24 protein-coding genes are annotated in these 22,537 nt (G+C 61.6%); 13 read left to right on the top strand and 11 right to left on the bottom strand.

Annotated features, from left to right (window positions below):
• Window positions 1-26 precede the first annotated feature (26 nt).
• The 4 genes from ACN50D_RS07340 (at window position 27) to ACN50D_RS07325 (ending at window position 3,136) form a co-directional block, all read left to right on the top strand.
• Window positions 27-485 (top strand): nuclear transport factor 2 family protein, encoded by a 459-nt coding sequence (locus ACN50D_RS07340; RefSeq protein ID WP_030537000.1) that lies wholly within the window; start codon window positions 27-29, stop codon window positions 483-485.
• Between the two features lie 114 nt (window positions 486-599).
• Window positions 600-1,457: a MetQ/NlpA family ABC transporter substrate-binding protein gene (locus ACN50D_RS07335; RefSeq protein WP_003940478.1), complete on the top strand. Its 858-nt coding sequence runs from the start codon at window positions 600-602 to the stop codon at window positions 1,455-1,457.
• Window positions 1,458-1,469: 12 nt separating this feature from the next.
• Window positions 1,470-2,471 carry a methionine ABC transporter ATP-binding protein gene (locus tag ACN50D_RS07330; protein ID WP_211920894.1) on the top strand — a complete coding sequence of 334 codons (1,002 nt, stop codon included), beginning with the start codon at window positions 1,470-1,472 and terminating at the stop codon, window positions 2,469-2,471.
• Window positions 2,468-3,136 (top strand): methionine ABC transporter permease, encoded by a 669-nt coding sequence (locus tag ACN50D_RS07325; RefSeq protein WP_042448389.1) that lies wholly within the window; start codon window positions 2,468-2,470, stop codon window positions 3,134-3,136. The genes ACN50D_RS07330 and ACN50D_RS07325 overlap by 4 nt, the downstream gene beginning before the upstream one ends.
• A 4-nt stretch (window positions 3,137-3,140) precedes the next feature.
• Here ACN50D_RS07325 and ACN50D_RS07320 read toward each other — a convergent pair whose 3' ends face one another.
• Window positions 3,141-4,361 (bottom strand): fatty acid desaturase family protein, encoded by a 1,221-nt coding sequence (locus ACN50D_RS07320; RefSeq protein WP_211920896.1) that lies wholly within the window; start codon window positions 4,359-4,361, stop codon window positions 3,141-3,143.
• 133 nt (window positions 4,362-4,494) lie between these two features.
• Between ACN50D_RS07320 and ACN50D_RS07315 the strand changes: the two genes are divergently transcribed.
• Together ACN50D_RS07315 and ACN50D_RS07310 are read left to right on the top strand one after the other, a co-directional pair.
• Window positions 4,495-5,700, top strand: a complete 1,206-nt coding sequence (locus tag ACN50D_RS07315) for an enhanced intracellular survival protein Eis (protein WP_030536997.1) — start codon at window positions 4,495-4,497, stop codon at window positions 5,698-5,700.
• A 65-nt stretch (window positions 5,701-5,765) separates the two neighbouring features.
• The gene (locus ACN50D_RS07310) at window positions 5,766-6,329 is read left to right on the top strand and encodes a GtrA family protein (RefSeq protein WP_003939753.1); all 564 of its coding nucleotides are present in this window, start codon (window positions 5,766-5,768) and stop codon (window positions 6,327-6,329) included.
• A 36-nt stretch (window positions 6,330-6,365) separates the two neighbouring features.
• On the opposite strand, the gene ACN50D_RS07305 is transcribed toward ACN50D_RS07310, so the two are convergent.
• Window positions 6,366-6,524, bottom strand: a complete 159-nt coding sequence (locus tag ACN50D_RS07305; RefSeq protein WP_232329917.1) for a hypothetical protein — start codon at window positions 6,522-6,524, stop codon at window positions 6,366-6,368.
• A 55-nt stretch (window positions 6,525-6,579) separates the two neighbouring features.
• On the opposite strand from ACN50D_RS07305, the gene ACN50D_RS07300 reads away from it, so the two are divergent.
• Entirely contained in the window at window positions 6,580-7,701 is a 1,122-nt protein-coding gene (locus ACN50D_RS07300; protein ID WP_211920898.1) for a tyrosine-protein phosphatase, read from the top strand.
• A gap of 65 nt (window positions 7,702-7,766) precedes the next feature.
• Here the strand turns inward: ACN50D_RS07300 and ACN50D_RS07295 are convergent, their stop codons facing one another.
• From ACN50D_RS07295 to ACN50D_RS07285, 3 genes are read right to left on the bottom strand one after another with little or no spacing between them, the layout of a single operon-like run.
• Window positions 7,767-8,648, bottom strand: a complete 882-nt coding sequence (locus ACN50D_RS07295) for an LLM class F420-dependent oxidoreductase (protein WP_007732667.1) — start codon at window positions 8,646-8,648, stop codon at window positions 7,767-7,769.
• Window positions 8,645-9,475, bottom strand: a complete 831-nt coding sequence (locus ACN50D_RS07290) for an SDR family NAD(P)-dependent oxidoreductase (protein WP_007732668.1) — start codon at window positions 9,473-9,475, stop codon at window positions 8,645-8,647. The genes ACN50D_RS07295 and ACN50D_RS07290 overlap by 4 nt, the downstream gene beginning before the upstream one ends.
• Entirely contained in the window at window positions 9,472-11,103 is a 1,632-nt protein-coding gene (locus ACN50D_RS07285; RefSeq protein WP_030536993.1) for an AMP-binding protein, read from the bottom strand. Before ACN50D_RS07285 ends, ACN50D_RS07290 begins: the two co-directional genes overlap by 4 nt.
• Before the next feature lie 254 nt (window positions 11,104-11,357).
• On the opposite strand from ACN50D_RS07285, the gene ACN50D_RS07280 reads away from it, so the two are divergent.
• Genes ACN50D_RS07280 through ACN50D_RS07265 form a run of 4 tightly spaced genes read left to right on the top strand, consistent with a single transcriptional unit; the run spans window position 11,358 to window position 14,907 of the window.
• The gene (locus tag ACN50D_RS07280; protein WP_007732670.1) at window positions 11,358-13,019 is read left to right on the top strand and encodes a class I adenylate-forming enzyme family protein; all 1,662 of its coding nucleotides are present in this window, start codon (window positions 11,358-11,360) and stop codon (window positions 13,017-13,019) included.
• Complete coding sequence (locus ACN50D_RS07275; protein ID WP_211920901.1) at window positions 13,016-13,486, top strand: nuclear transport factor 2 family protein; 471 nt, start codon at window positions 13,016-13,018, stop codon at window positions 13,484-13,486. Before ACN50D_RS07280 ends, ACN50D_RS07275 begins: the two co-directional genes overlap by 4 nt.
• Window positions 13,487-13,499: 13 nt before the next feature.
• Window positions 13,500-14,396, top strand: coding sequence for a TIGR03619 family F420-dependent LLM class oxidoreductase (locus ACN50D_RS07270; RefSeq protein WP_211920903.1), 897 nt, complete (start codon window positions 13,500-13,502; stop codon window positions 14,394-14,396).
• A gap of 1 nt (window position 14,397) precedes the next feature.
• Window positions 14,398-14,907 (top strand): nuclear transport factor 2 family protein, encoded by a 510-nt coding sequence (locus ACN50D_RS07265; protein WP_042924821.1) that lies wholly within the window; start codon window positions 14,398-14,400, stop codon window positions 14,905-14,907.
• A gap of 8 nt (window positions 14,908-14,915) precedes the next feature.
• Here ACN50D_RS07265 and ACN50D_RS07260 read toward each other — a convergent pair whose 3' ends face one another.
• Entirely contained in the window at window positions 14,916-15,431 is a 516-nt protein-coding gene (locus tag ACN50D_RS07260) for a hypothetical protein (protein ID WP_249342800.1), read from the bottom strand.
• Window positions 15,432-16,263: 832 nt separating this feature from the next.
• Between ACN50D_RS07260 and ACN50D_RS07255 the strand changes: the two genes are divergently transcribed.
• Window positions 16,264-17,760: a DUF222 domain-containing protein gene (locus tag ACN50D_RS07255; RefSeq protein WP_211920907.1), complete on the top strand. Its 1,497-nt coding sequence runs from the start codon at window positions 16,264-16,266 to the stop codon at window positions 17,758-17,760.
• 40 nt (window positions 17,761-17,800) lie between these two features.
• On the opposite strand, the gene ACN50D_RS07250 is transcribed toward ACN50D_RS07255, so the two are convergent.
• Complete coding sequence (locus tag ACN50D_RS07250; RefSeq protein ID WP_003940615.1) at window positions 17,801-17,956, bottom strand: hypothetical protein; 156 nt, start codon at window positions 17,954-17,956, stop codon at window positions 17,801-17,803.
• A gap of 135 nt (window positions 17,957-18,091) precedes the next feature.
• On the opposite strand from ACN50D_RS07250, the gene ACN50D_RS07245 reads away from it, so the two are divergent.
• The gene (locus tag ACN50D_RS07245; RefSeq protein WP_003940537.1) at window positions 18,092-18,916 is read left to right on the top strand and encodes a mycofactocin-coupled SDR family oxidoreductase; all 825 of its coding nucleotides are present in this window, start codon (window positions 18,092-18,094) and stop codon (window positions 18,914-18,916) included.
• Between the two features lie 31 nt (window positions 18,917-18,947).
• On the opposite strand, the gene ACN50D_RS07240 is transcribed toward ACN50D_RS07245, so the two are convergent.
• The 4 genes from ACN50D_RS07240 to ACN50D_RS07225 form a co-directional block, all read right to left on the bottom strand.
• On the bottom strand, window positions 18,948-19,736 hold the full coding sequence (locus tag ACN50D_RS07240) for an SDR family NAD(P)-dependent oxidoreductase (protein ID WP_211920908.1): 789 nt from the start codon (window positions 19,734-19,736) through the stop codon (window positions 18,948-18,950).
• Window positions 19,737-19,814: 78 nt separating this feature from the next.
• On the bottom strand, window positions 19,815-20,465 hold the full coding sequence (locus ACN50D_RS07235) for a PaaI family thioesterase (protein WP_003940283.1): 651 nt from the start codon (window positions 20,463-20,465) through the stop codon (window positions 19,815-19,817).
• Window positions 20,465-21,334, bottom strand: a complete 870-nt coding sequence (locus ACN50D_RS07230; protein WP_030536989.1) for a MaoC/PaaZ C-terminal domain-containing protein — start codon at window positions 21,332-21,334, stop codon at window positions 20,465-20,467. Before ACN50D_RS07230 ends, ACN50D_RS07235 begins: the two co-directional genes overlap by 1 nt.
• Window positions 21,334-22,536 carry a lipid-transfer protein gene (locus ACN50D_RS07225; protein WP_003940027.1) on the bottom strand — a complete coding sequence of 401 codons (1,203 nt, stop codon included), beginning with the start codon at window positions 22,534-22,536 and terminating at the stop codon, window positions 21,334-21,336. The genes ACN50D_RS07230 and ACN50D_RS07225 overlap by 1 nt, the downstream gene beginning before the upstream one ends.
• Between the last annotated feature and the right edge of the window lies 1 nt (window position 22,537).

Genomic DNA, 22,537 nt, shown 5'->3' with positions numbered 1-22,537 from the left:
ATGAGCGGCGTCACATAGGGTGAGATATGCGCATGGACTCCTCGGATCGCGTCGCTCTCACCGACTTGGCCGCCAGGTACGCACAGGCCGTCGACCGCCGAAACACCACTGCACTTGCGGCTCTCTTCACTGACGACGTGGCATTCGTCTTGCCGCCGGCACTGAACGGAACGGGTGCGCCGACGGAGATACGTGGGAACTCCGTCGTCAGCAGTTCGGTGGTCGATGCCGTCTCACATCTGCACTCGACCCGGCACATCGTCGAGCAGCAGATCCTCGACCTCGACGGCCCCACCACCGCACACGGTGAGGCTTACTGCTCCGCTCACCACATCTATCCGCGGGGCGAGGGCCACCGGGACAACCGGATCGAGATTCGTTACCAGGACAGCTTCGAAAAGATCGACGGCACCTGGCTGTTCTCGCGTCGCGAACTGGTAGTCGATTTTGCCGAGGACGTTCCGGTCATCCTGCTCGGACAATAGGTACATGAAAAAATCGCGGTGATTCTGTATCTCCTCACGGGAGGTTTACCGGGCTAGCGTTCAGCAACTGTCACGCCATCTCGGCGTGCGTTCGGCTATGTCTTGGAGATTCACATGTCACGCTCGCGCACCAGAAGATTCCTCGCTGCCTTCGCAGTGGCCGCCGTCGCAGTCGGAACCGTAGCCGCGTGCTCGAGCGACAACTCCTCCGACGAGAACGCACCTCTTCGCATCGTCGCTTCTTCGGTTCCGCACGCCGAGATCCTGAAGTTCGTCGAAGAAAAGGGCCTGCTCGGTGACACCAAGATCGAGGTCAGCGAGATCACCGGCGATCTCGACGCCAACGAGGTGCTCGAAGCCGGAGACACCGACGCCAACTTCTTCCAGCACGTGCCGTACCAGGAATCGTGGTCGAAGGAAAAGGGTGTCGACGACCTGGTCGCCGTGGCGAAGGTCCACGTCGAGCCCCTCGGTGCATATTCCAAGAAGGTCACCAACGTGGCCGACCTGCGCCAGGGCGCAACGGTCGCTTTATCCAACAACGTGACGAACTTCGCCCGTGGGCTGTACCTGCTGCAGCAGGCCGGTTTGATCAAGCTCGATCAGCAGTTGGGCGCCCCCGGCACCGACATCACGCAGATCAGCGAGAAGAACATCATCGACAACCCCAAGGGACTCACGTTCACCCAGGTCGATCCCCCGCAGCTGCCGCGCACGCTCGACGACGGAAATGTCGATCTCGCAATCATCAACGGCAACTACGCAATCGAAGGTGGCCTCAACCCGGCCAAGGACGCCCTGGTGCTCGAGAAGGCCGAGGGCAACCCGTACGCCAATGTCCTGACCGTACGCACCTCGCTCGAAAACGATGCGCGAGTACAGAAGTTGGCCGAGGCATTGACGTCCGCCGACGTCGCGACGTTCATCGAGCAGACCTATCAGGGCTCGGTCATTCCGGCCAGCGCTACCTGATCGAGACCCGTCATGGTCTTCTCGATCGAATCGGTCTCCAAGAAATACCGCAGCGGCACACAAGTTCTGCATGCACTCGATTCCGTATCCCTGAAAATCGAAGACGGCGAAATCTTCGGCATCATCGGCAAGAGCGGCGCCGGCAAGTCGACTTTGCTGCGCTGCCTCAACCTGCTCGAACGCCCGACCAGTGGCCGGATTCTGTTGGGCGACACCGATCTGACCGCGTTGAGCCCAGCGCAACTGCGCGACACACGCAAGCGGATCGGTGTCGTGTTCCAGCATTTCAACCTGCTGCATTCCCGTTCGGTCGCCGCCAACATCGCCTTCCCTCTCGAAGTGGCGGGATACTCGCGGGCAGATCGACGTGCCCGCGTCGACGAGCTGATCGAGTTGGTGGGCTTGGAAGACCGACGTGACGCCTTCCCCTCGCAACTGTCCGGCGGCCAGAAACAACGCGTCGGCATCGCGAGAGCCTTGGCGGCTTCACCCGACGTCCTCCTGTGCGACGAGGCCACCAGCGCCCTCGACTCGGACACAACCGATTCGATCCTCGACCTGCTCGCCGATCTCAATCGACGACTCGGTGTGACCATTGTTCTGATCACCCACGAGCTCAACGTGGTTCGACGGATCTGCCATCGCGCTGCGCTGATCGATCAGGGCCGCATCGTCGACGAGGGAACGCTCACCGAACTGGTCGCAGACCCGGACTCACCCCTCGGAGAGGCGCTACTGCCGACCGGAACGGTACGAACGTCCACGACCGGAATTCCGGCGCTCCTCACCTTTGTCGATTCACTGTCCACCTCACCCGTGATTTCCCAACTCTCACGAGATCTCGACGTCGACGTCACCGTGATCTCCGGCGGTATCGAGGACATCGGATCCCATCAGGTCGGTCGCCTTCGCGTGGAGTTCGCCTCACACACGGGACTCGTCAGCAACGAAGAGACAAGAAAGTCTGTCGAAGAACATCTTTCGCAGCGCGGAGTGAAGGTGACGTTCTCATGAACAAGACGTCCTGGCAGGATTCCCTGGGCGAAGCATGGGAAGCCCTACTCGACACGCTCTACATGGTCGGTGTCTCGTTCGTGCTCACCGTGATCATCGGAATCGCTCTCGGTGTTCTGTTGCACGCGAGCGCGCCCGACGGAATCCGTCCCAACCGCGTCCTCAATTCGGTTCTGGGCACCGTGGTGAACGTCGGCCGTTCGCTGCCGTTCGTCATCTTGTTGGTGCTCCTCATCCCGGCAACGAGGGCGATCGTCGGAACAGCGCTCGGCGCCACGGCAGCGATCGTCCCGCTGACCATCGGTTCGGTGCCCTTCTTTGCGCGCGTCGTCGAGAACGCCTTGCGTGAAGTCGATTCCGGACGCGTCGAGGCAGCGCGGTCCATGGGCGCCACCGACAAAGACATCATCACCAAGGTGCTACTGCCCGAATCCGTTCCGGGATTGGTAGCAGGAGCAACCCTGACGGCGGTGATGCTGATCGGCTTCTCGGCCATGGCAGGTGCCATCGGCGCCGGTGGACTCGGCGACTTCGCAATCAAGTACGGCTACCAACGATTCAACACACCGGTGCTGTTCGTCGCAGTCGTGATCTTGATCGTGCTGGTGCAGGCAATCCAGTCGACCGGCGATCTCGTGGTTCGTTCAATGGCGCACAAGCGGTAACTGATCAGCTCGAGACCATCGCGATCGCTGTTCGCAGTCCGCGCCGCTTACCCGTCTGCGGATCGACGCCGAACACTTCCTTGATTCCGCCTCGGATGCGGAACTTCAACTCCGAGTGCGTCTCCGGAGCGTCGTCCTTGGAAGCCGAGAGAAACCTGTTTGGTAGCGACAACTTCCAGATGGTGCGCAGAGTCAATCCGTACTGCTTCCACAGCGGCCCGGTCGTGTACGGGAGGTCGTACTTGTCACACAAGTCCCGCAGCGGCACCGCGATTTCCGAGTACCGATTGCTCGGCAGATCCGGGAAGCAGTGATGCTCGATCTGGTAGCAGAGGTTGCCGCTCATGAAGGCCATGACGGGACCGGCATGAAAGTTGGCAGAGCCCAGCATCTGTCGTAGGTACCACTGAGCGCGCGATTCGTTCTCGAATTCCTCGAGCGTGAACTTCTCGGCACCGTCGGGAAAGTGCCCGCAGAAGATGACGGCGTAACTCCAGTAGTTTCGGATGAGGTTCGCAACGACGTTCGCCGTCAACGTGGTCTTCCACGCGGGGCCGGTCAGGGCGGGGAACAGGATGTAATCCTTCGCCACCTGACGCGCGATCTTCTTACCGACGTCCTTGGCCATCTCCGATTTCTCGGACCACTTCACCTCACCCTTGCGGAGTTTGTCCGTTTCGAGGTGATGCAGTGCCACTCCCCACTCGAAGAGGGTCGCGAGCACAAAATTCGTGATCGGTTGAAAGAGGTAGTCGGCGTGCCACTTTTGATCGCGCGTGACGCGCATGATTCCGTAGCCCACGTCGTTGTCCAGTCCGACGATGTTGGTGAACTTGTGATGGGTGAAGTTGTGCGAGTGCTTCCATCCCGAGGACGGGCAGGTGTTGTCCCACTCCCAGTTGCTCGAGTGAATCTCGGGATCGTTCATCCAGTCCCACTGGCCGTGGATGATGTTGTGGCCGAGTTCCATGTTCTCGATGATCTTGCCGACCCCCAGGAGCGCAGTCCCCAGAATCCAGGCAGGCTTCTTCTTGCTGGCGAACAAGACGATGCGGCCGGCCACCATCAGAGAGCGCTGAAACGCGATCGTCCGCTGGATGTATCGAGCGTCGTGCGCGCCGCGCTTCTCCTCGATGTCGAGCCGAATGGCATCCAGCTCGCGCCCGAGTGCCTCGACGTCTTCCTCGGTCAGATGGGCATATTCCTTGATGTCGGTGATCGCCACAGTGTTTCTCCGTATCGGTTTTCTCCGTGCCGCAGGACTGGTCCGTCGGGCGGTACCCCTGGGAGCCGGTGCGGAAACGTCAGCCCCGATATTCATGTGCGTCTTCACGCAATCTATGCCAGAGTCGATACACGTGAGCCCCGAAAACAAGATCACCATCCGCACCGCTACCGAGAGTGACTGGCCGGCTCTCCAACTACTCGACTCGGTGGGGTTCGGTTTTCACCCGTCTCCCGCGGTCAGCGAACTGACGAAGGCGCTCTACAAGCCCGAGGACATCATCCTCGCCGTCGACGGTGACCTACCCGTCGGCGTGGCCATCGAAATCGACATGGAATTCACCGTGCCCGGCGGACGCCAACTCCCCACGCGCGGAATCACCTGGGTATCCGTCGCCCCGACTCACCGTCGTCGTGGCGTCCTACGCTCGATGTTCACTGCGCTTCATGCCCACATCGAGTCGACCGGAGCACCGCTTGCCGCCCTGACGGCAAGCGAGGCCGGCATCTACAACCGCTTCGGATACGGCCCGGCCACCTTCAGCGAAGGCATCACCCTCGATCGCCGCTTCGCGCGATTCCGCCCCGAGGTGCCCGACAACGGTGGCGTGTCCATCGTCGACATCAAAGCTGCCTCGACGCTTCTTCCCGAGATCTACGACCGCTGGCGACTGCAGACTCCCGGCGCGCAGGTCCGTCCGCAACCACTCTGGGACCACATGTTCGCCGACCCGTCGGAGGATCGTGACGGCGCCTCCGGACTGTTCTTTCTGACACACGCGGACGGATACATCGCTTACCGGCACACGAGCGAGGGCCGCGACAGCATCGCCCGGATCGACGAGTTCGTGACGATCACCGAAGATGCGCACGCGGCGCTGTGGCGCACGATCTGCGGCCTCGACCTCGTCACCCGGATCGAGACACGCCAGCATCCTGCCGATCCTCTCCGGCTGATGCTGACGGACTACCGTCTTGCCCGGACGACGACGCGCTCCGATCGACTGTGGCTGCGCATCATGGACGTTCCCGCGGCTCTCGAGGCTCGTGAATATGCTGCTGACCTGGACACAGTCGTCAAGGTCGAAGATCCGTTCCTGAAGGCCGGCGGAACCTTCGCACTTCAGGTCAAGGGCGGCAAGGCCACCTGTACGGCCACTGACGCGGTGCCTGCGATCACGATGCCCTCTGATGTCCTGAGCAGCTTGTACCTGGGCGAGCACCAGGCCAAGACCTTCGCGGCGGCGCACCGACTCCACGCGTCCGATCCGCAGGAGATCCTGAATTTCGACTTCGCTTTCAACGCGCAGAAGCCCGCAATTCTCGGGTACGGATTCTGATGATCTTGCCGACACGGGCATCGACGATTTGTGCCCTCGGTCGTATTCAGGGTTAGCCTCGAACAATGGCGTTTGTCGAAAAGATGGTCAATAGGCTTCCTGAGCGGGTTCTCGTGCGCGTCCTGCCGCACGCAGAAATGCTCAAGTTCCTGGTGGTCGGCGGCATCGCCTTCATCGTCACCACGGTGCTGTTCTTCGGCATCAAGTGGACGGTTCTGCCTCAGCACCCGGTGACGGCCAACATCCTTGCGGTCCTGATCGCGACGGTTCTGTCCTACGTCCTCAACCGCGAATGGTCGTTTGCGCAGCGCGGTGGTCGACAGCGCCATCACGAGGCCGCTCTGTTCTTCATCGTCGCGGGTATCGGTTTGGCCATCAACCAGGTACCACTCTGGACCTCCCGGTACGTGTTCCATCTGCGTCAACCCGAGGTGTCGGTGTTGATGGAAAACTTCGCGGACTTCATCAGCGGATCGATCATCGGGACCCTGCTGGCGACGGCCTTCCGCTGGTGGGCCATGCGTCGGTACGTCTTCCCCGAAGAAGCCACCGACAGCCAGGTCGTTCTCGACATCGAAGCGACTCCCGGCACCAAGACGCCGACAACCGACGCCACCGCCCTCGACTGACTCCCGGATCGACGCACCCGATCGCTCGCGCTTCGATCAGAGTTCGTCGATTGCGATCAACCCGTCCTGCAGCGCCCGCGCAAGCAGTGCCATCTTTGTCGGCGCGATGCTCCTGAACGGGCTGGCCCATCCCTGATCATCATCGGCGACAGGCTCTCCAGCCTGCAGTTTTCCCGCTCTGCACAACACGGTCACGACACAGTGATCACTGGTGCGTAGCCTCCGATTTCCAATTGGATTCGGAGGACCCATGGCTACTTGCAAAACTCGAGTTCTTGCGCTGTCGGCGGCAGGACTCATGCTCGTACTCGGCGCATGCAGCAAGGCCGAGTCGGCGAAAACGCCGACCGACCTCGACGTGACATCAGCGTCCGCCGGACACTACTCACTGGTCTGGGAACACGGCGGCTCGGAAAAGGTGCGTGTATTCGCCGCCACCGACCCGAAAAACCCAGCCGCAGAAGGAAAGGAAATTGGCACGGTCGACGGCTTCTCCACTGAGGTCGACGGCCTCGACCCACTGTCACGCTGGTACTTCGAGGTGATCGACGAGGACGGCAATTCCACCATCGCGTCAACCCGCCACGTGACGCTGCAGGGCGCAGCCAACGTGCGTGATGTCGGCGGATACGAGACAGCCGACGGCCGATCAGTCAAGTGGGGCCTGGTTTTTCGTGGCGACCGCTTGAGCGATCTGACTGCTGACGATCAACAAACGATCGAGAACGCAGGCATCCGGACCGTTGTCGATTTCCGAGGTGACAGCGAGATCGCAAAGGACGGAGCAGACAAGGTTCCCGCGAACGTGAAAGTGATCAACACGGCAGTCCTGGATGCCGGCACTCAGGCTCTTGCCACAGCGATTACGAGTGCCCTGAAATCTGGTGACCCTGCAATCGTGGAGCAGGTGCTCGGGGGCGGTGAAGCCGTCCGGATCAGCGACACCGGCGCCGTCGACCAACTGTCCAAGCCTGACGGAATGGCCGGGTATTCCCAAGCCCTACGGACCATCGCCGATTCCGAGTCCGCAGTCGCTTACCACTGCACGGCAGGCAAAGACCGCACTGGACTGATGACAGCTCTACTTCTCGGCATTCTGGGTGTTCCTGACAAGACCATCGTCGACGACTTCGTCCTGTCGAACACCTACAACAAAGCCAAGAACGAACAGACCTACACGTTTCTGTCTTCGAAAGGAATCGATGTCGATCTGTTGAAACCGTTGATGGAGCAGCGTCCCAGCCAGATTCAGCCAGTACTCGACAAGATTCGCGACCAGTTCGGTGGGTGGGAGAAGTTTTCGCAGGACGTGCTGAAACTTGACGCCGACACGATCGCAAAGCTCCGGAGCAAATTGCTGACCAAGCAATAACTGATCGACGTTCCGACAGCAATTACCGGCAGCCGCTCCGATGGCTGCCGGTCACGCCCGCACTCCTAGTTACTCAGCCCCAGCCGCTTCGAGCATTCGGCCATTTCGTCGATGATCAGTTCCAGCGACGTGCCACGACGACTGGCGGACAGCACGATTCGATCGGCTCCCAACCCGCGTGCCCACTCGAGTTTCGCTTCGTCGAGCCTGGGCAGTGTCGCACCGAGCACCAGCGAGACGTCAGCAGGATCTCGATCTGCCTTCACCGCAGCAGCTTTCATCGCTGCTACGGCCTTGTCGAGATCCTCACCGGCCAGTCCCAGCGGCTGGAAACCGTCACCCAATCGGCCTGCTCGCCTCGCGGCCGCGAGACTGTGTCCACCGATGTAGAGCGGAACTCCCGACTCGCGGTGCGGCTTCGGCCAGCTGTATGCACCCTTGAACGAGAAGTAATCGCCGCCGAAATCGACCGCTTCCTTGCCCGCCCAGAGTGAGCGCATCACCGCGATGGCCTCATCGGCTACCTTGCCGCGGCGCTCGAAGTCACCGCCGCACGCCTCGATCTCTTCCTTCATCCACCCCAGGCCGAGGCAGATGCGCAATCGCCCACTGGAAAGGCGATCGAGCGTCGCCAATCTTTTGGCGAGCACTACCGGATTGTGATTGGGCAGCACCAGAACTCCAGTGGACAAGCCCAAGGTGGTTGTGGCACCCGCCACGAACGAAAGCAGTTCGAGCGGATCCGGGATGTCGCAGTCATCGGGAAGATGCGATTTGCCGGTCGGAGAATAGGGGTACTCGCTCGCGGTGTCGGCGATGACCACCGAGTGCTCCACTGCCGAGATCTCGTCGAAACCCAGCGACTCCGCCGCACGGGCGAATTGCAGAATCCAATCAGGGTCTCCGCTTCGACCCAGTTCGACCGGAACGACCACGCCGAGCTTCATACCGTTTCCTCCAGTGTCGCCATCAATTTCGGACCATCCACGACGCGACCGAGGTACCGGTCCGCATCGGGATCTGTTGCAAGCCACACCGCCGCTGCAGCGGGTACGGATGCCGGTGTGGCCGCAAATCCGGCGTCCACGATTGCGTCCGCGCCACCACGGGCTTTCCCTGATTCCGTGATGACAAATCCCGGACTCAGGTTGAACACTTTGATTCCGGCGTCTCGGTACTCGGAGTTGATCGCTCCGGCAATACGTCCGAACGACGCCTTCGACGCGGCGTACGACAGACCCCAACCACCCTCGCCGGGAGGCGCAGGCGGATCCATGGTCGCCGAGCCCGATGCCAGATTGACCACTACGCCGTTGCCGCTCTTGATCATCGACGGGAGTATCACCTGGACCAGAGCGAGTTGGTGCAGATAATTCCCGATCGCCATCGCCTGAGCGTCGTCGATCTCGATGTCGAGCACCCGGTCCATGTTTCCGACAGTCTGCGCATAGGCGTTGTTCACCAGCACGTCGACACGTCCCCACTCGGCCAGCACCCGTTCACCGGCGCCGCGGACGGATGCCAGATCGAGCAGGTTCATCGGAACGGCCAATGCGCGCACACCGAAGGACTCGATCTCGGCAACCGTCGTCTCCAGGCTGCCGGGCACCGGAATCACTTGCTCGCCTTGCCTCGTTCGCGGGGCTGCCCGCCCCTCTCCTTCACGAACGGTGCGAGCAGTGATTGCAACGTCGAATCCGGCGCGCGCGAATGCCAGCGCGCACTCTCGGCCGATCCCCCGGGAAGCGCCGGTCACCAGCGCAACTTCACTCACAGGAACCGCGTGCGGCCGTGCGTCTCGAACTCCTTCTCCAGGTTCACCACGTCAGCTTCGGTCATCAACGTGTATTCGGGAGTGCCTCGGCCCACCCAGTGGAACACTGGTTCGTCGGTCCGCCAGCGATCGGCTTGAAGTTCACGTTTGAGTACCTTGTTGGAGCCCGTGACGGGCAGGTCGGTCGAAACGCGAACAAATCGTGGCGCTGCCTTGGTACCCAGATCCGCCTGCGCGGCAAGGTAGTCGGCGAACTCGACCGGATCGAAATCGGCGAGATCGGCGACCTCGATCGCAGCCATGACCTGATCACCCGAACGCGGATCCGGTACCGCGAAGACACCCGTGGCAATCACTTTGGGGTGCCGACGCAGGATGTGCTCGATCATCAAAGCCGAGGTGTTCTCACCGTCGACGCGGATCCAGTCGCCCTTGCGTCCCGCGAAGTAGATGAAGCCGGCCTCGTCGACGTAGCCGAGATCGCCTGTCCAGTACCAACCGTGGCGAATCTTCTCGGCGATCGCGTCTTCGTTCTTGTAGTACCCCTCGAACTTCTTCGATCCGGCCTTGTCGACCATCTCGCCGATGGATTCGTCGGGGTTCAGCACGTGACCGTGCTCGTCGAGAATTGCGCGGGGTCGCTCTTCGCGCGTATCGGGATCGACGATGACGATGTTCTCGCTCGCGGGACGGCCCAGCGCTCCGGCAGGTTGGTTCGGATCGAGCACTACTGAACCGGCACCTTCACTCGAACCGTATCCCTCGAAAAGTTGTGCACCGAAACGACGGATGAACTCTGCCTTGTCCCCCGGCGACGCCTCGGTCCCGAAGCCGTGGGTGAGGGTGTTCTCGATGTCGTCGGGCAGTTCCGGCGTCGCCATGAGATACCCCAAGGCCTTACCGACGTAGGTGAAATATGTTGCGCCGTAGAACCGAACGTCCGGCATGAATCCCGAGGCCGTGAACTTACGAACGAGGCAGACCGTAGCTCCCTGCGAAAGGGCCGGCGCCCACAGAGCCATCAACGCGTTGCCGTGGAAGAGCGGCATGCAGCAGTAGCAGACGTCGTCGCGGTCGATGTCGTACTTGGCGCAGTTCGCGTAGGCCAACCGCGTCAGACGCCCCTGGCTGCACCGCACTGCCTTGGACATTCCGGTGGTGCCCGAGGTGAAGAGAAGCAAGAACAGCGTCGACGCGTCGACACCGAGGTCGATCTGAGGCGACTCGACGTGATGTGCTGCAATCTTGTCCGGGTACGACGCGTCGTCGACGAGGACGAAACGATCTTCGGTCAGCCCGAGGTCCAGGCCGGCAAGCTTCTCGTAGCCTGCTTTGTCGGTGACGATCAGCTGGCAGTCGACGTACCGGACCTCAGCCTCGAGTTCAGCTCCACGCCTGGTCGGATTGATGCCGACGATCGTGGCCCCGATCAGGGCCGCGCCGCCGAGCCAGAACAGGAACTCCGGATCGTTCTCGAGAAGTACTCCGATGTGAAACGGTCCGGGCGCGCGAAGCGACTTCGCCAGCGAGCCGCGCGCTGCGCTCTCGCGCACCACCTCGTCCCAGCTCCAGTCCTGCGTCCGCGTCCGCAGGCCCAGGTGCTGATCACCGAGACGGTCGATCAACATCTGCGCGACGTCCTCGCGCTGAGGAGCTGCAAGAGCTGCATTCGAAGATGCTTCGGTGGCGGTGTTCGTCATCGTGTCCTGTGTCCTAGTCGATATCGGAATGTCGATTACTCCAACTGCGATACGACTCGAACGTATCGACGCCTCAGAGCCGGAACGGTCCCAGTCTCGCTCAGTGGTAACCGCCGCCACAGATATGATTTTCTCGTGAGATTTTGTGACGTGAAAAGCGCCACAATACGAAAGGCCATTCCATGACTGCCCCCGCAGATCCGCAGTTGCTTCTGGACCAGGCGGTCTCACGCCTCACCGGTCCAGGTGGGCCATTCGAGATCGTCGAAGAAGAGGTTCTCGGCACCGTCATGCCTGTGATGAAGAACCGCGGTCACGCCATCGGTGAACTGATCTCGGCATCTCGCGCCTGGGGCGACGGCGACTATCTCGTCACCAGCGATCGTCGAATCTCGTTCACCGAGCATGCCGATTCCGTTGCCGCGCTGGCAACTGCTCTGCGGGACAAGTACGGAGTCCGCAAGGGCGACCGTGTGGGCATCCTCGCTGCCAACACTCCCGAATGGGTCATGACGTTCTTCGCGACGCAGGCGCTCGGCGCGATCGCAGTCGGTCTCAACGGTTGGTGGGTTCCGCGCGAGGTCACCCACGGGATCGAGCTCTCACGTCCGAAGGTTCTGGTCGTGGACGCCAAGCGCGGCGCCGCCCTCCCCGAACTGCCGGCAGACATCACGGTCCTCACCATGGAAGAGGATCTGCCCGCGCTCATCGCGGAATATGCAGGCTCCGACGTGCCGAGCACCGACATCGACGAGGACGACCCCGCCGTCATCTTGTTCACCAGTGGTACCAGCGGCCGCCCCAAGGGCGCACTCCATTCGCACCGCAACGTGATGGCCGTCGTCGACTACCACAAGTACAGCGACGCGATCGGCGCCGCATTCACCGGCCGTGAGTACGACGCTTCCAAGCCGAGCCCACTGCGTTATCTACTCACCTCCCCGCTCTTCCACATCGCCAGCCTTCACAATCTGGTGGTTCCCCGTCTCGCGACGGGCAGTGCCGTCATCCTGACCGAGGGCGGATTCGACGTCGACAAGGTGCTCGGGTTGGTCGAACGCGAGCGTGTCACCAACTGGGGTGCTGTCCCCACGATGGCATCGCGGCTACTCGAGCACGGCAACATCGCCAAGTACGACGTCTCTTCGCTGACTGCATTCTCGCTGGCATCCGCGCCGTCGTCGCCCGCGTTCAAAGAACGCCTCAAGGAGCAGGTGCCGTTCGCACGCAATGCTCTGGTCGACAGCTACGGCCTCACCGAATGCAGCACCGCCATTGCGGTCGCCGTCGGCGCCGAACTCGAAGAATTCCCAGGCACTCTCGGGCGTCCGATCATCACCGTCTCGATGGAGATTCGCGATCCCTTCGGCGAATGGCTGCCGGACGGCATCGAAGGTGAAGTGTGCGTACGCAGCCCCTTCGTCATGCTCGGATACTGGGAGAACGACGAGGCGACCGAGTCGGCAATTGCCCCCGGACGCTGGCTCCGCACCGGCGATTTCGGCGTCATCGAGAACGGGCGTCTCCGTCTCACCGGTCGCCGTTCCGACCTGATCCTGCGCGGCGGCGAGAACGTCTACCCCACCGAGATCGAGCAGACGCTCGACGAACACCCCGACGTGATCGAGTGCGCTGTCATCGGCATGCCGCACCCCGACCTCGGCCAGGAAGTGTCCGCCGTGGTTGTCCTGCGTCCCGGAGCCGCCACAACGGAGGCGGAGCTGCGTGATTACGCTGCCGAGCGACTGTCCTATTTCAAGGTGCCGTCGAAGTGGCGCATCACCAGCGATCTGCTGCCTCGCAATGCAACCGGCAAGATGGTTCGGCGCGAGATCACCGTATGACCGCGGAGCTGTCACGGATCGTCGCCGAGTCGGCGATCCGTGACCTGCTCTTCGAGTACACGCATCTGATCGATCAGGGCCGATTGCGTGAAGTCGCTGCATTGTTCGCTTCGTCCGACTACGGGCAGTGCGGGCCGGACGGGGTTGCCACCACGCTCATTTCGTCCGACGCCGACGCAGTGTTCGCAGCCTGCAGCGGCTTCATTCGAATGTACGGTGATCCGCCGGTTCCACGAACCAAACATCTGCTGACCAACACGCGAATCGCAGTCGACGGTGAATCAGCGACGGCACTCTCGTACGTCACGGTCATCCAAGGTACCGAAGATCTTGCCCTGCAACCCATTCTGGCGGGGCGCTACTTCGATCGCTTCACCTGCGTCGACGGGTCGTGGCAGTTCAGCTCGAGACTCTTCTGTCTGGACAACATGGGCGAGATGTCCGCGCATGTCAAGCGGGCACTGTAGAGGAACGACGACTGTGGAAATCGGCGTCAACATCTTGGGCCTCGAGGCCCTGTTCGACGGCAAGATTCGCCCGGTTCTGGACTTCGCCGCGCGTGCTGACCGTGCCGGGATCGATCTGATCTGCACCGGCGATCATCTCGGGTTCAATGCCGAAGCACACGCTCAGCGGGTAGCCGAACACAACTTCCTGTTCCCGTTGGATCACCCTTGGTACGAACCGATTTCACTTCTTTCCTCCATCGCCGCGGTGACCGAACGCGCTCGCCTCGGAGTATCGGTTCTGATCGCCACTGTTCGCCCAGCCGCTCTGCTCGCCAAACAGGTTGCAACTCTCGACTCATTGTCCGAAGGTCGAGCCGTCATGGGTTTCGGCGTCGGTTGGCAAGAAGCCGAATACACCGCTACCAACATGCCTTTCGACGCGCGATTCGGGCGCATGGAGGAGGCTGTCGCAGCGTGTCGCGAACTGTGGACCAATGCTCCGGCCACCTTCCAGGGACGCGACTTCGCCTTCGAGAACTACCACAGCCTCCCGCTGCCGATCCAACCCCGAATACCGGTGCTCTTCGGTTTCGGACCAAGCCGGCGGAACTTCGACCGCATCGCACGCGTCGCCGACGGTTGGACCGTGAACCCGACCGACCTGGGAACGTTCACCGACAGTGTCACATTGCTGCGCAACACGTTCGAAGCCCACGACCGCGAGCCGGATACCGCACGTGTGCAAGTGTCTGCGGCGCCGGTTCGGCGCGACAATCGGTCCGTCGACCTCTCGGCAACCGCTGACAAGGTCCTGGACTGGTCCGACCGCGGCGCGTCTGCCGTGGTGCTTCGGCCTGCCGTATTCGATTGCGCTGCCGAAGAACTACCGGAATTACTCGACTGGATGACCAGCATCAAGGAGGCGTGACATGGACCAGGCACTGCAGGATCTCATCGACAAGCAGGCAATTCGTGAGGTGGTTCTGACGTACTGCCGCGGCATCGATCGCCTCGACTTCGATCTCGTCCGCAGCGCCTACCACCCGGACGCGATCGACCATCACACCGGATTCGACGGCACCATCGACGAGTACATCGCCTGGGCCACAACAAAACTCTCCGCGATCGGCGGCACGATGCACCACATCGGCAACCACCTGGTCGAACTGCACGGCGACCACGCGATCAGCGAGGCATATTCGATGTCCACACACTGGGGCGGGCCCGAAGACATCGGAATGATCAACTTCACCAGTGGTGCGCGGTTCATCGACCACATGGAGCGGCGCGACGGCCGTTGGGCGATCAAGGAGAGATGGGCCGTACGCGAGTGGACTCGCTCGGACGAGGGCCGCTTCGTCAACCCCGAAGGGCCTGGTCCGCGTGGGCGTCGAGATGCCTCGGATCCGCTCACCGCACTACGAAGGTCCCTTGAATAACTTGGGGTTCAGTCTTCGAGGTCGAATTCAACTCGCGCTCTCGCGAACAACATGCGGATATCCTTCCCGAACGTGACTGCTGCCGTTCCCAATGCATTGACCGCTGCGGTCAACGGGTCCGATTCGATCGCGTCGAAAATCGCATTGAGAGCGTAGGACGGGACATGAATATTCCCGTGATCGAACGGATTGGACTCCGGTTGCGGCGAATGGTCCACTATCTCGATCTTGACTTCCAACTCCACATTCTCGGTCCCCGCACCGAATTCCTCCTCGTGTAGGTGCTCGAATGCCGCTGTGCGATTTCCGAAGGGTTCCGGAAGTTGTTGTCCCACATGCATAGCGTTGAGGGCCGGACGAACCCAATCCCTGTCGGCTAATCCCGCATGCTCATACGCCTGCACAGCGGCCCAAAACGCGAGTCGACGAAGAGTCGCGACGTTCATGCGGACGACCGCTTCGACAAGTGGTCGGTCCATACGAGCTAGTTCTTTGCCGGACTGGAATCGTTCGAGTTCAGGCATCGGATCTCCTCCCCACTCCTGCCGCTCTCGTTCAGCAGCTTCGGCGCGGAGGTCACTGATTTGCACAACCCTGGACGGCTCGCCGTTCTCGCCGTAAATCGTTATCCATTTCGACTCGATGTCCCGTTGTGGACGAGGAATCGGTTCAGGTATCGGTTCGTCCACAGGAACGCCATATCCCGGCATGTCCCACTGCAGCGATGGCCGCACCTCGTCACCACCTGCAGGCCACATACGCACCCGCCAAACATCTCCGGGTTCCGTCGATCCGGGCCAGCCGTAGTTTACAAAACCGCGGCCGGCAATCTCGACCAGATATGACCCCTCGGGTACATCACAGACGATGAACTCCCCACCCGGAGGTGAATCAAAGCTGATTGACCCCTGCGGACCAACCGTCAGAAACGACTCACTGACCTGCTGCCATTTCTCGCGATCGGATGTGGGTCGGGAGGACCAGACTTCGACCGTTGTATGCATGTTGAAGTTGTTCTGGTGCGGGCTCAGGACAATCACAACTGTGCCGTCACTGTACGCAGGGCGCGAAGCCATCGCGAGTTCGAGCAGGTCCGTTTCCCTCCCGAAACCGTCATCGTCGCCGTATATGTAAAACTGTCCATAGTCCATGAAGAGCACAAGCGACTGTTCACTGAGTTTCACCGCGTTGTCTGCCACATGCCGATACTTACACAGTGGCACGACAATCACGTTCGAGTTTCGAATGAACAGGATCCAAAACGCAAGCACAATAAGCATTTCGGCTGATTCGGACTATTCCGACTGATTTGAGAATTCAGTTCGCATCGAACACACATTCGAATAGAATGGATGCATGTTCAACCCGACAACAGAGCTCTTCGGTATCTCAGCACAGCTGACCGGTACCGAAACTGATTGTGCGCTGGTTGATCTCATGACCGATCTGCACGCATGCGAGGCGATGCTGGTCGAACGCAAGCTCGCTGTGATTGCCGAGTTCTTTTCGCGGCGAAGCTCGGAGCATGTCGCCAGTGGTGCGTGGTCGTCGACCGCACACGAGTTGGCGGAGTCGGAAGTCGGTGCGTCACTGACGATGGGTCGCGCGGCTGCCGGCAAGCTGATCGGGTTGGGGTTCTCGTTAAGGACTCGTCTGCATCGCACTCGAGCGGCGATGGCCCGTGGCGAGTTGGATCTGTACCGAGTTGGTTTGATCGATTCCGCGACCGCGAACGTGAAAGACGAATTGATCGACGAGGTGGAACGACTACTGCTCGAGCAGGTTCTCGACCCACCAGTAGCAGGCGGAACGGGCTTGACGGGAAGGCGACTGACAGCGGCGATCGATCGGATCGTGGCGACGGTGGACCCGGAAGGTATGCGAGAACGCCGACGCCGTGCTCTCACCGATCGCTTCGTCGGGGTCAGCGCTGCCGAGGACGGGATGGCAAAGATCTTGGGAAGCGTTCCGGCAGAACAGGCTCGGGCATTCGACGGCCGACTACGCGAGTTGGCAATGTCGGTATGCCGAAACGACTCTCGAACGTACGAGCAGCGACGAGCCGACGCGCTCTTCGAGTTGACCAACGGATCACAATTCTTGCCGTGCATCTGTGGCCGAGCTGATTGCCCGCAGGATCGTAGCGGTGGTGTTGTCGTTCGTCGGCCCGTGGTTCACGTCGTGATGACTGATTCCACTCTGCACGGTGGCGGCGAGCCCGCCCACCTCGACGGGTACGGGGTGATCAGCGCTGAGCATGCTCGCGATATCGCCCGTGACGCCGTAATTCGAAACGTCCGAGCACCTGCTGATGACGTCGCAGAGCCGGTGCCTGCTTCGGCGCGCGTCTACCGACCGGGCGCCGTTCTCGATACCTGGTTACGGATCATCGCGGGCAGCTGCCAATGGCTGCATTGTGATGTCCCGGCCTGGAATTCCGATCTGGACCACAATGAACCGTTCCATCACGGCGACCCCGAATGCGGCGGTAAAACGGTCGCGTCGAATATGAGTGCGTTCTGCCGCAACCATCATCGCCTCAAGCATTCCGACCGGTGGCGGTTCACGTCGAACGTGGATCGGACCATGTCGCTGACGTCGCCGACCGGGCATTGTTACCGAACGCGACCCGCAGGATTGATGGCTGGATCGCACGAACCGACACCGCCCCAGGGCGGTCGAAATCGGCGGACCCAGGCGGAGAACAAAGCTGCCCGTATCCAGAGTGAACGCAATCGCCAGCGCCGACGGATACAGAAACGAGCAGAGAAATACGTTCAATGTAGGCAGTGGAAATCACCGCCGGCTCACCGAGAACCCATCGATTTCGGAGACGACCCGCCACCGTTCTGAGATACCGAGCGGTGTCGAGGCGCGCCGACGTGTCGCAGGGTCAGTCTGACGTCGGCTTGGTGCCGTCTTCTGGTGCCGGATCGTCGTCGGCAAGCGGATCTATGGTGTCGACACCTTCGAGGACGGTCAGCTCTTCTTCCGCCTCGGCGAGGAGCCCTTTGGCTTCAGCTTCGACCTTCTTCACCCAATCGGACATCCCGAGCCTCTTCTCTTCCGAAGCGAGTTCCCGCTGTAACTGAATTCAGACTACGTCGCCGGCGACGAATTTCGCCGTCCCCTCGGGTCAGTACTCATGACCGAGTAGTCATGATTCACGACGGACGGAGCACGCATGCCCGGACAGTTGGAAGGCAAAACCGCACTGATCACCGGGGCCGCCCGAGGTCAGGGCAGGAGCCACGCCGTGCGATTGGCGCAGGAGGGCGCGAACATCATTGCGCTCGACATCTGCCGTCAGATCGAATCGGTGGCCTACCCGATGGGAACCGCCGACGATTTGCGGCAGACAACAGCAGCGGTCGAGAACCTGGGACGAAGTATCGTCGCGCGAGAAGTGGATGTTCGCGATCTGTCCGCACTGCGAACTGCGGTATCCGAAGGAATTGCGGAGCTGGGCAGCGTCGACATCGTCCTGGCCAACGCCGGTATCGGCATGATGTCCCCGGATATCGACGATGCTCGCGCCTTCCGCGACCAGATGGAGGTCAATCTATTCGGCGTCTGGAATACCGTCCAGGCCGCAGCGCCCGCGATGATCGAACAAGGTACAGGTGGCGCAATAGTCCTTACCGGATCAACTCTGGGACTTGTCGGTCGTGGAGGTGACGGCACCGGCGGATCCGACGGCTACTGCGCGAGTAAACACGCCATCGTGGGGCTTGGGCGCACGTGGTCGCACTGGCTTGCTCCCCACAATATTCGTGTCAACTCCGTGCACCCGACTGGCGCGAATACACCGATGGTCGTCAACGACGCGGTCGCGAAGCTGTTTGCGGACTCCCCGACATCGAGCGGAGCCGACGTGGGCAACCTCTTGAATGTCGAGTTGATCGAAGCTGCCGACGTCAGCAACGCGATAGCCTGGCTGGTTTCGGATCAGGCTCGATACGTCACAGGTATCGCGTTGCCGGTCGACGCCGGGTTCACGGCCAAATAGACGCCGGATACACCGGCCGAGTCGCCGTCGATCAGTCGACGGTCGGCGCCCACTGCACGCCGTTGATGTGCCCACCACCGTCAACGAAGAGGGTGTTGCCGGTGACGTAACGGCTGTCGTCACTTGCCAAGAAGGCCGCAACGGGGCCGATGTCGTCGAGGGGATCGCCGATCCGCCCCATCGGGTTCTGTGCGGCCATCACTGCCACGTTCTCCGGATTGGCTTCGGCGACACGCTTGTACGCCGCACTCTGCGCACCGGGACAGATGACGTTGCAGTTCACCTGCTTTGGAGCCCACTCGCGGGCAGCAGTGCGAGTCAGGGTTCGCAATGCTTCCTTCGCCGCGTTGTACTGCACCGAGTACATGTGAGCATTCACGCCGTTGAGGCTGCACATGTTGATCACACGGCCCGTGCCGTGACGCTCCAGTTCCGGCAGGGCAGCCTGCATCGCCCAGAATGCCGCCATCACTGCCATGTCGAAACCGCCGCGCAATTGCTCGTCGGTTATCTTCTCGAGCCGAGCGAAACCGAAAGTCCGCCAAGCATTGTTGACCAGGATGTCGAGGCGTCCGAACCGCTCGACGGACTTGTCGACCATGGCAACAACCTGAGCTTTGTCAGTGACGTCGGTCCGGACGAATTCCGCCTCCGCGCCCCATTCGTCCCGCAACCACTGGGTGGTTTCGAGGCCCGCTGCCTCGTCGATCTCGGCAACCAATACCGACGCGCCTTCACGCGCGAACGCGCCCGCCACTCCACGCCCGATGCCCATACCGGCACCGGTGACCACTGCTACACGTCCGTCGAGCTTGCCCACTGGGCCCTCCTTCGTCAGAACCCCTGTGCGCCTTTTTGGTAGTTCCCACTACAAAAAAGGCGCACGGGGGCGAAGCCCCTACCTGGGGCGCGGCACGGTCTTGTCGATGAACAGTCCCTCTACCGACACACACAATTCGCCGTCCGCAGTTTTGATCTCACCGACGGTGTGAATCTTGCGGCCGTCCTTGGACAGGAATTTGCCGCTGATCGTGAGGGGCTCGAACAGCGGAGTCGGGCGATGGTACCGAGTGCTCAATTGTGCTGTCATGCCGGAAGTTCCACCCCAGGCGTTCGCGACGCCGAGAACGTGATCGAGCAGCAGCGCCGAAACACCGCCGTGCACATGGCCGGGAGGGCCCTGGTACGGCAGCGTCAACGTGACCACTCCCTGCACCGACCCGTCAGCGAGCCCTTCCAGAACGAGCGGCGGCGCAATGGCGTTCTCGGGGCCGGTCACGGGGTCGTGACGAGTCACGCCCTCACCGTTCCACATGTCGATCAAGCGCTCGGCCACCTCGGGTGAGTGCTGCTCGAGGTGCTCGGCAATGCTGTTGAGCTCCTCCGCAACCCGGTCCAGATTGGCGTTTCCGCGGTCGGTGCGCAGCATCGCGTCGACAACGCGACGCGCTGCTGCCGTGGCCCGGTCGACCGGGGCGTCCTGCGGCGGCGACGTCAGAATCGTGCCGCCCGGATGTGTCGCTGCTGTGGGGTGCGAACCGAGGTCCATCAGTTGATCTCCATTGTTGCGTGCGTGAGAACCGGGGAGTTCTCGCGTTCGGGGCACGTCGCCGCCAACGTCAGTGTGTTGCCGTCCTGCCATACCGAGGTGGTGATGGATTCGCCGGGGAAGAGCGAACCGGCAAACCGCACCGAGTAGTTCTTCACCCGCGTCGGATCTCCGTCGAGAATCCCGTCTACCACGGCCTTGCAGACGATGCCGTACGACGCGAGGCCGTGCAGAATCGGTGCATCGAAGCCCGCCATCTTCGCGAAGGAGGGATCAGCGTGCAGCGGGTTCATGTCTCCACTGAGTCGGTACACCAGCGCCTGTGAGGGACTCGTGCTCGACGTCAGTACCTTGTCGGGCGCTCGATCAGGCACCCCGGCAACAACTTCGGGTCCGGCGTTGCCGCCGAATCCACCTTCGCCGCGCGCCCAGATCTGCATTCCGGTGGTCCATAACGGATTCCCGTCCAGGTCCTCGGCCGCCGTCTCGAGAACGATCACAGCTGCCTTACCCTTGTCCCAGACATCGGCGACCCGAGAGGAAATACGGGCAGCACCCGTCGACGGGATGGGCGCGTGAAGTGCCAGCGACTGCCCACCGTGCAGGATCTTTCGCAGATCGATGTCGATTCCCGGCATACTCATCGACGGTGCGGGCAGTACACCCGCCGAAACTCCCTGGCCTGCAACCATTGCAAACGTCGGGAGTACCTTCAGCCCCTTTTCGTACACCCAGGTCAGTTCAGCGGGATCGAGAGCATTCGCCCCTGCCCCGAGTCCCAATTGGTAGAGCATGACGTCGCGATCGGTCCACGACGCCTCGCGCACAGTCGGTTCGGCGGCCAACGCCACCTCGAGATCGATAGCCATCAGTTCTCCAAAGTTCCGGCTCGGTAGACCGTCACGACGCACGCGCCGCCCAATCCGAGGTTGTGTTGCAAGCCAATACGAGCGCCTTCGACCTGCCGCGCATCCGCGGTCCCCCGGAGCTGCCACGTGAGTTCGGCGCACTGCGCCAAGCCCGTCGCGCCCAGCGGGTGTCCCTTCGAGATCAAACCACCCGACGGGTTGACGACCCACTGGCCGCCGTACGTGGTCGCGCCGGATTCGACGAGCTTTCCGCCTTCTCCGACCGCGCACATCCCCAGGCCCTCGTAGGTGATGATCTCGTTGATCGCGAAGCAGTCGTGCAGTTCGATGACGTCGACGTCATCGATGGTGATCCCGGCCTGCGCGAAGACCTGCTCTGCCGCAGCTGCCGTCATCGGCGCGCCGACCACGTCGATCATCGACTTCTCGGCGAACGCTGCCTCGGTGTCAGTGGTCAACGCCTGTGCGACGATTTCGATCGCCCGGTCTTCGAGGCCGTGCTCACGCACGAACTTCTCGCTCACGACGATCGCGGCTCCGGCGCCGTCCGAGGTCGGCGAGCACTGCGAACGTGTCAGCGGCTCGTGAATCATCTTGTCGCCGAGTACCTGTTCGAGGGTGTACTCGTCACGGAACTGTGCGTACGGATTGTTCACCGAATGCTTGTGATTCTTGACCGCCACCGCTGCGATCTGCTCGACCGTGGTGCCGTACTTCTTCATGTGCTCGACGGCAGCGTTACCGAACAGCTGAGCTGTCATCGGCGATCGGGCGAACCCGTAATCCTCGACCATGATCTTCAGCTGAGAGTCCAAGGTCGTGACCTTGGGCATCTCACCGTTACCGGTCAACGCCGTTTTGGTCATCTTCTCGAAGCCGACGGCCAAGGCGCACTCGGCTTGTCCGGCCTGGACCCACTCGCGCGCCATCATCAGCGCCGTCGAGCCGGTCGCGCAGTTGTTGTTGACGTTGAAGATCGGAATGCCGGTCAGACCGGTCTCGTAGAGAGCTCGCTGTCCTGCTGTCGACGCGTTGAACACGTAACCGACCGCAGCACGCTGAATCTGGCCGTAGCCGATCCCGGCATCGGTCAGGGCATTCGAGACGGCTTCGGTCACCATGTCCGGGTATTCCCAGTCGCGGGTCTCGATCTTCTCGAACTTGGTCATGCCGACGCCGATGACGAAGGTGCGATTGCTCATG

This window comes from Rhodococcus sp. SB1D (genome assembly GCF_048573875.1).
Classification (GTDB): Bacteria; Actinomycetota; Actinomycetes; order Mycobacteriales; family Mycobacteriaceae; genus Rhodococcus_F; species Rhodococcus_F qingshengii.
Note: the sequence above shows the minus strand (reverse complement) of the source record. Positions and strands in the feature narration are given on the sequence as shown.

Excerpts from the sequence above, each read along its gene's own strand:
- ACN50D_RS07340 (WP_030537000.1), top strand. The coding sequence starts at position 27 with ATGCGCATGGACTCCTCGGATCGCGTCGCTCTCACCGACTTGGCCGCC.
- ACN50D_RS07335 (WP_003940478.1), top strand. The coding sequence starts at position 600 with ATGTCACGCTCGCGCACCAGAAGATTCCTCGCTGCCTTCGCAGTGGCC.
- ACN50D_RS07330 (WP_211920894.1), top strand. The coding sequence starts at position 1,470 with ATGGTCTTCTCGATCGAATCGGTCTCCAAGAAATACCGCAGCGGCACA.
- ACN50D_RS07325 (WP_042448389.1), top strand. The coding sequence starts at position 2,468 with ATGAACAAGACGTCCTGGCAGGATTCCCTGGGCGAAGCATGGGAAGCC.
- ACN50D_RS07310 (WP_003939753.1), top strand. The coding sequence starts at position 5,766 with ATGGCGTTTGTCGAAAAGATGGTCAATAGGCTTCCTGAGCGGGTTCTC.
- ACN50D_RS07300 (WP_211920898.1), top strand. The coding sequence starts at position 6,580 with ATGGCTACTTGCAAAACTCGAGTTCTTGCGCTGTCGGCGGCAGGACTC.
- ACN50D_RS07295 (WP_007732667.1), bottom strand. The coding sequence starts at position 8,648 with ATGAAGCTCGGCGTGGTCGTTCCGGTCGAACTGGGTCGAAGCGGAGAC.
- ACN50D_RS07285 (WP_030536993.1), bottom strand. The coding sequence starts at position 11,103 with ATGTTGATCGACCGTCTCGGTGATCAGCACCTGGGCCTGCGGACGCGG.
- ACN50D_RS07280 (WP_007732670.1), top strand. The coding sequence starts at position 11,358 with ATGACTGCCCCCGCAGATCCGCAGTTGCTTCTGGACCAGGCGGTCTCA.
- ACN50D_RS07275 (WP_211920901.1), top strand. The coding sequence starts at position 13,016 with ATGACCGCGGAGCTGTCACGGATCGTCGCCGAGTCGGCGATCCGTGAC.
- ACN50D_RS07265 (WP_042924821.1), top strand. The coding sequence starts at position 14,398 with ATGGACCAGGCACTGCAGGATCTCATCGACAAGCAGGCAATTCGTGAG.
- ACN50D_RS07260 (WP_249342800.1), bottom strand. The coding sequence starts at position 15,431 with ATGCCTGAACTCGAACGATTCCAGTCCGGCAAAGAACTAGCTCGTATG.
- ACN50D_RS07255 (WP_211920907.1), top strand. The coding sequence starts at position 16,264 with ATGTTCAACCCGACAACAGAGCTCTTCGGTATCTCAGCACAGCTGACC.
- ACN50D_RS07250 (WP_003940615.1), bottom strand. The coding sequence starts at position 17,956 with ATGTCCGATTGGGTGAAGAAGGTCGAAGCTGAAGCCAAAGGGCTCCTC.
- ACN50D_RS07245 (WP_003940537.1), top strand. The coding sequence starts at position 18,092 with ATGCCCGGACAGTTGGAAGGCAAAACCGCACTGATCACCGGGGCCGCC.
- ACN50D_RS07235 (WP_003940283.1), bottom strand. The coding sequence starts at position 20,465 with ATGGACCTCGGTTCGCACCCCACAGCAGCGACACATCCGGGCGGCACG.
- ACN50D_RS07230 (WP_030536989.1), bottom strand. The coding sequence starts at position 21,334 with ATGGCTATCGATCTCGAGGTGGCGTTGGCCGCCGAACCGACTGTGCGC.
- ACN50D_RS07225 (WP_003940027.1), bottom strand. The coding sequence starts at position 22,536 with ATGAGCAATCGCACCTTCGTCATCGGCGTCGGCATGACCAAGTTCGAG.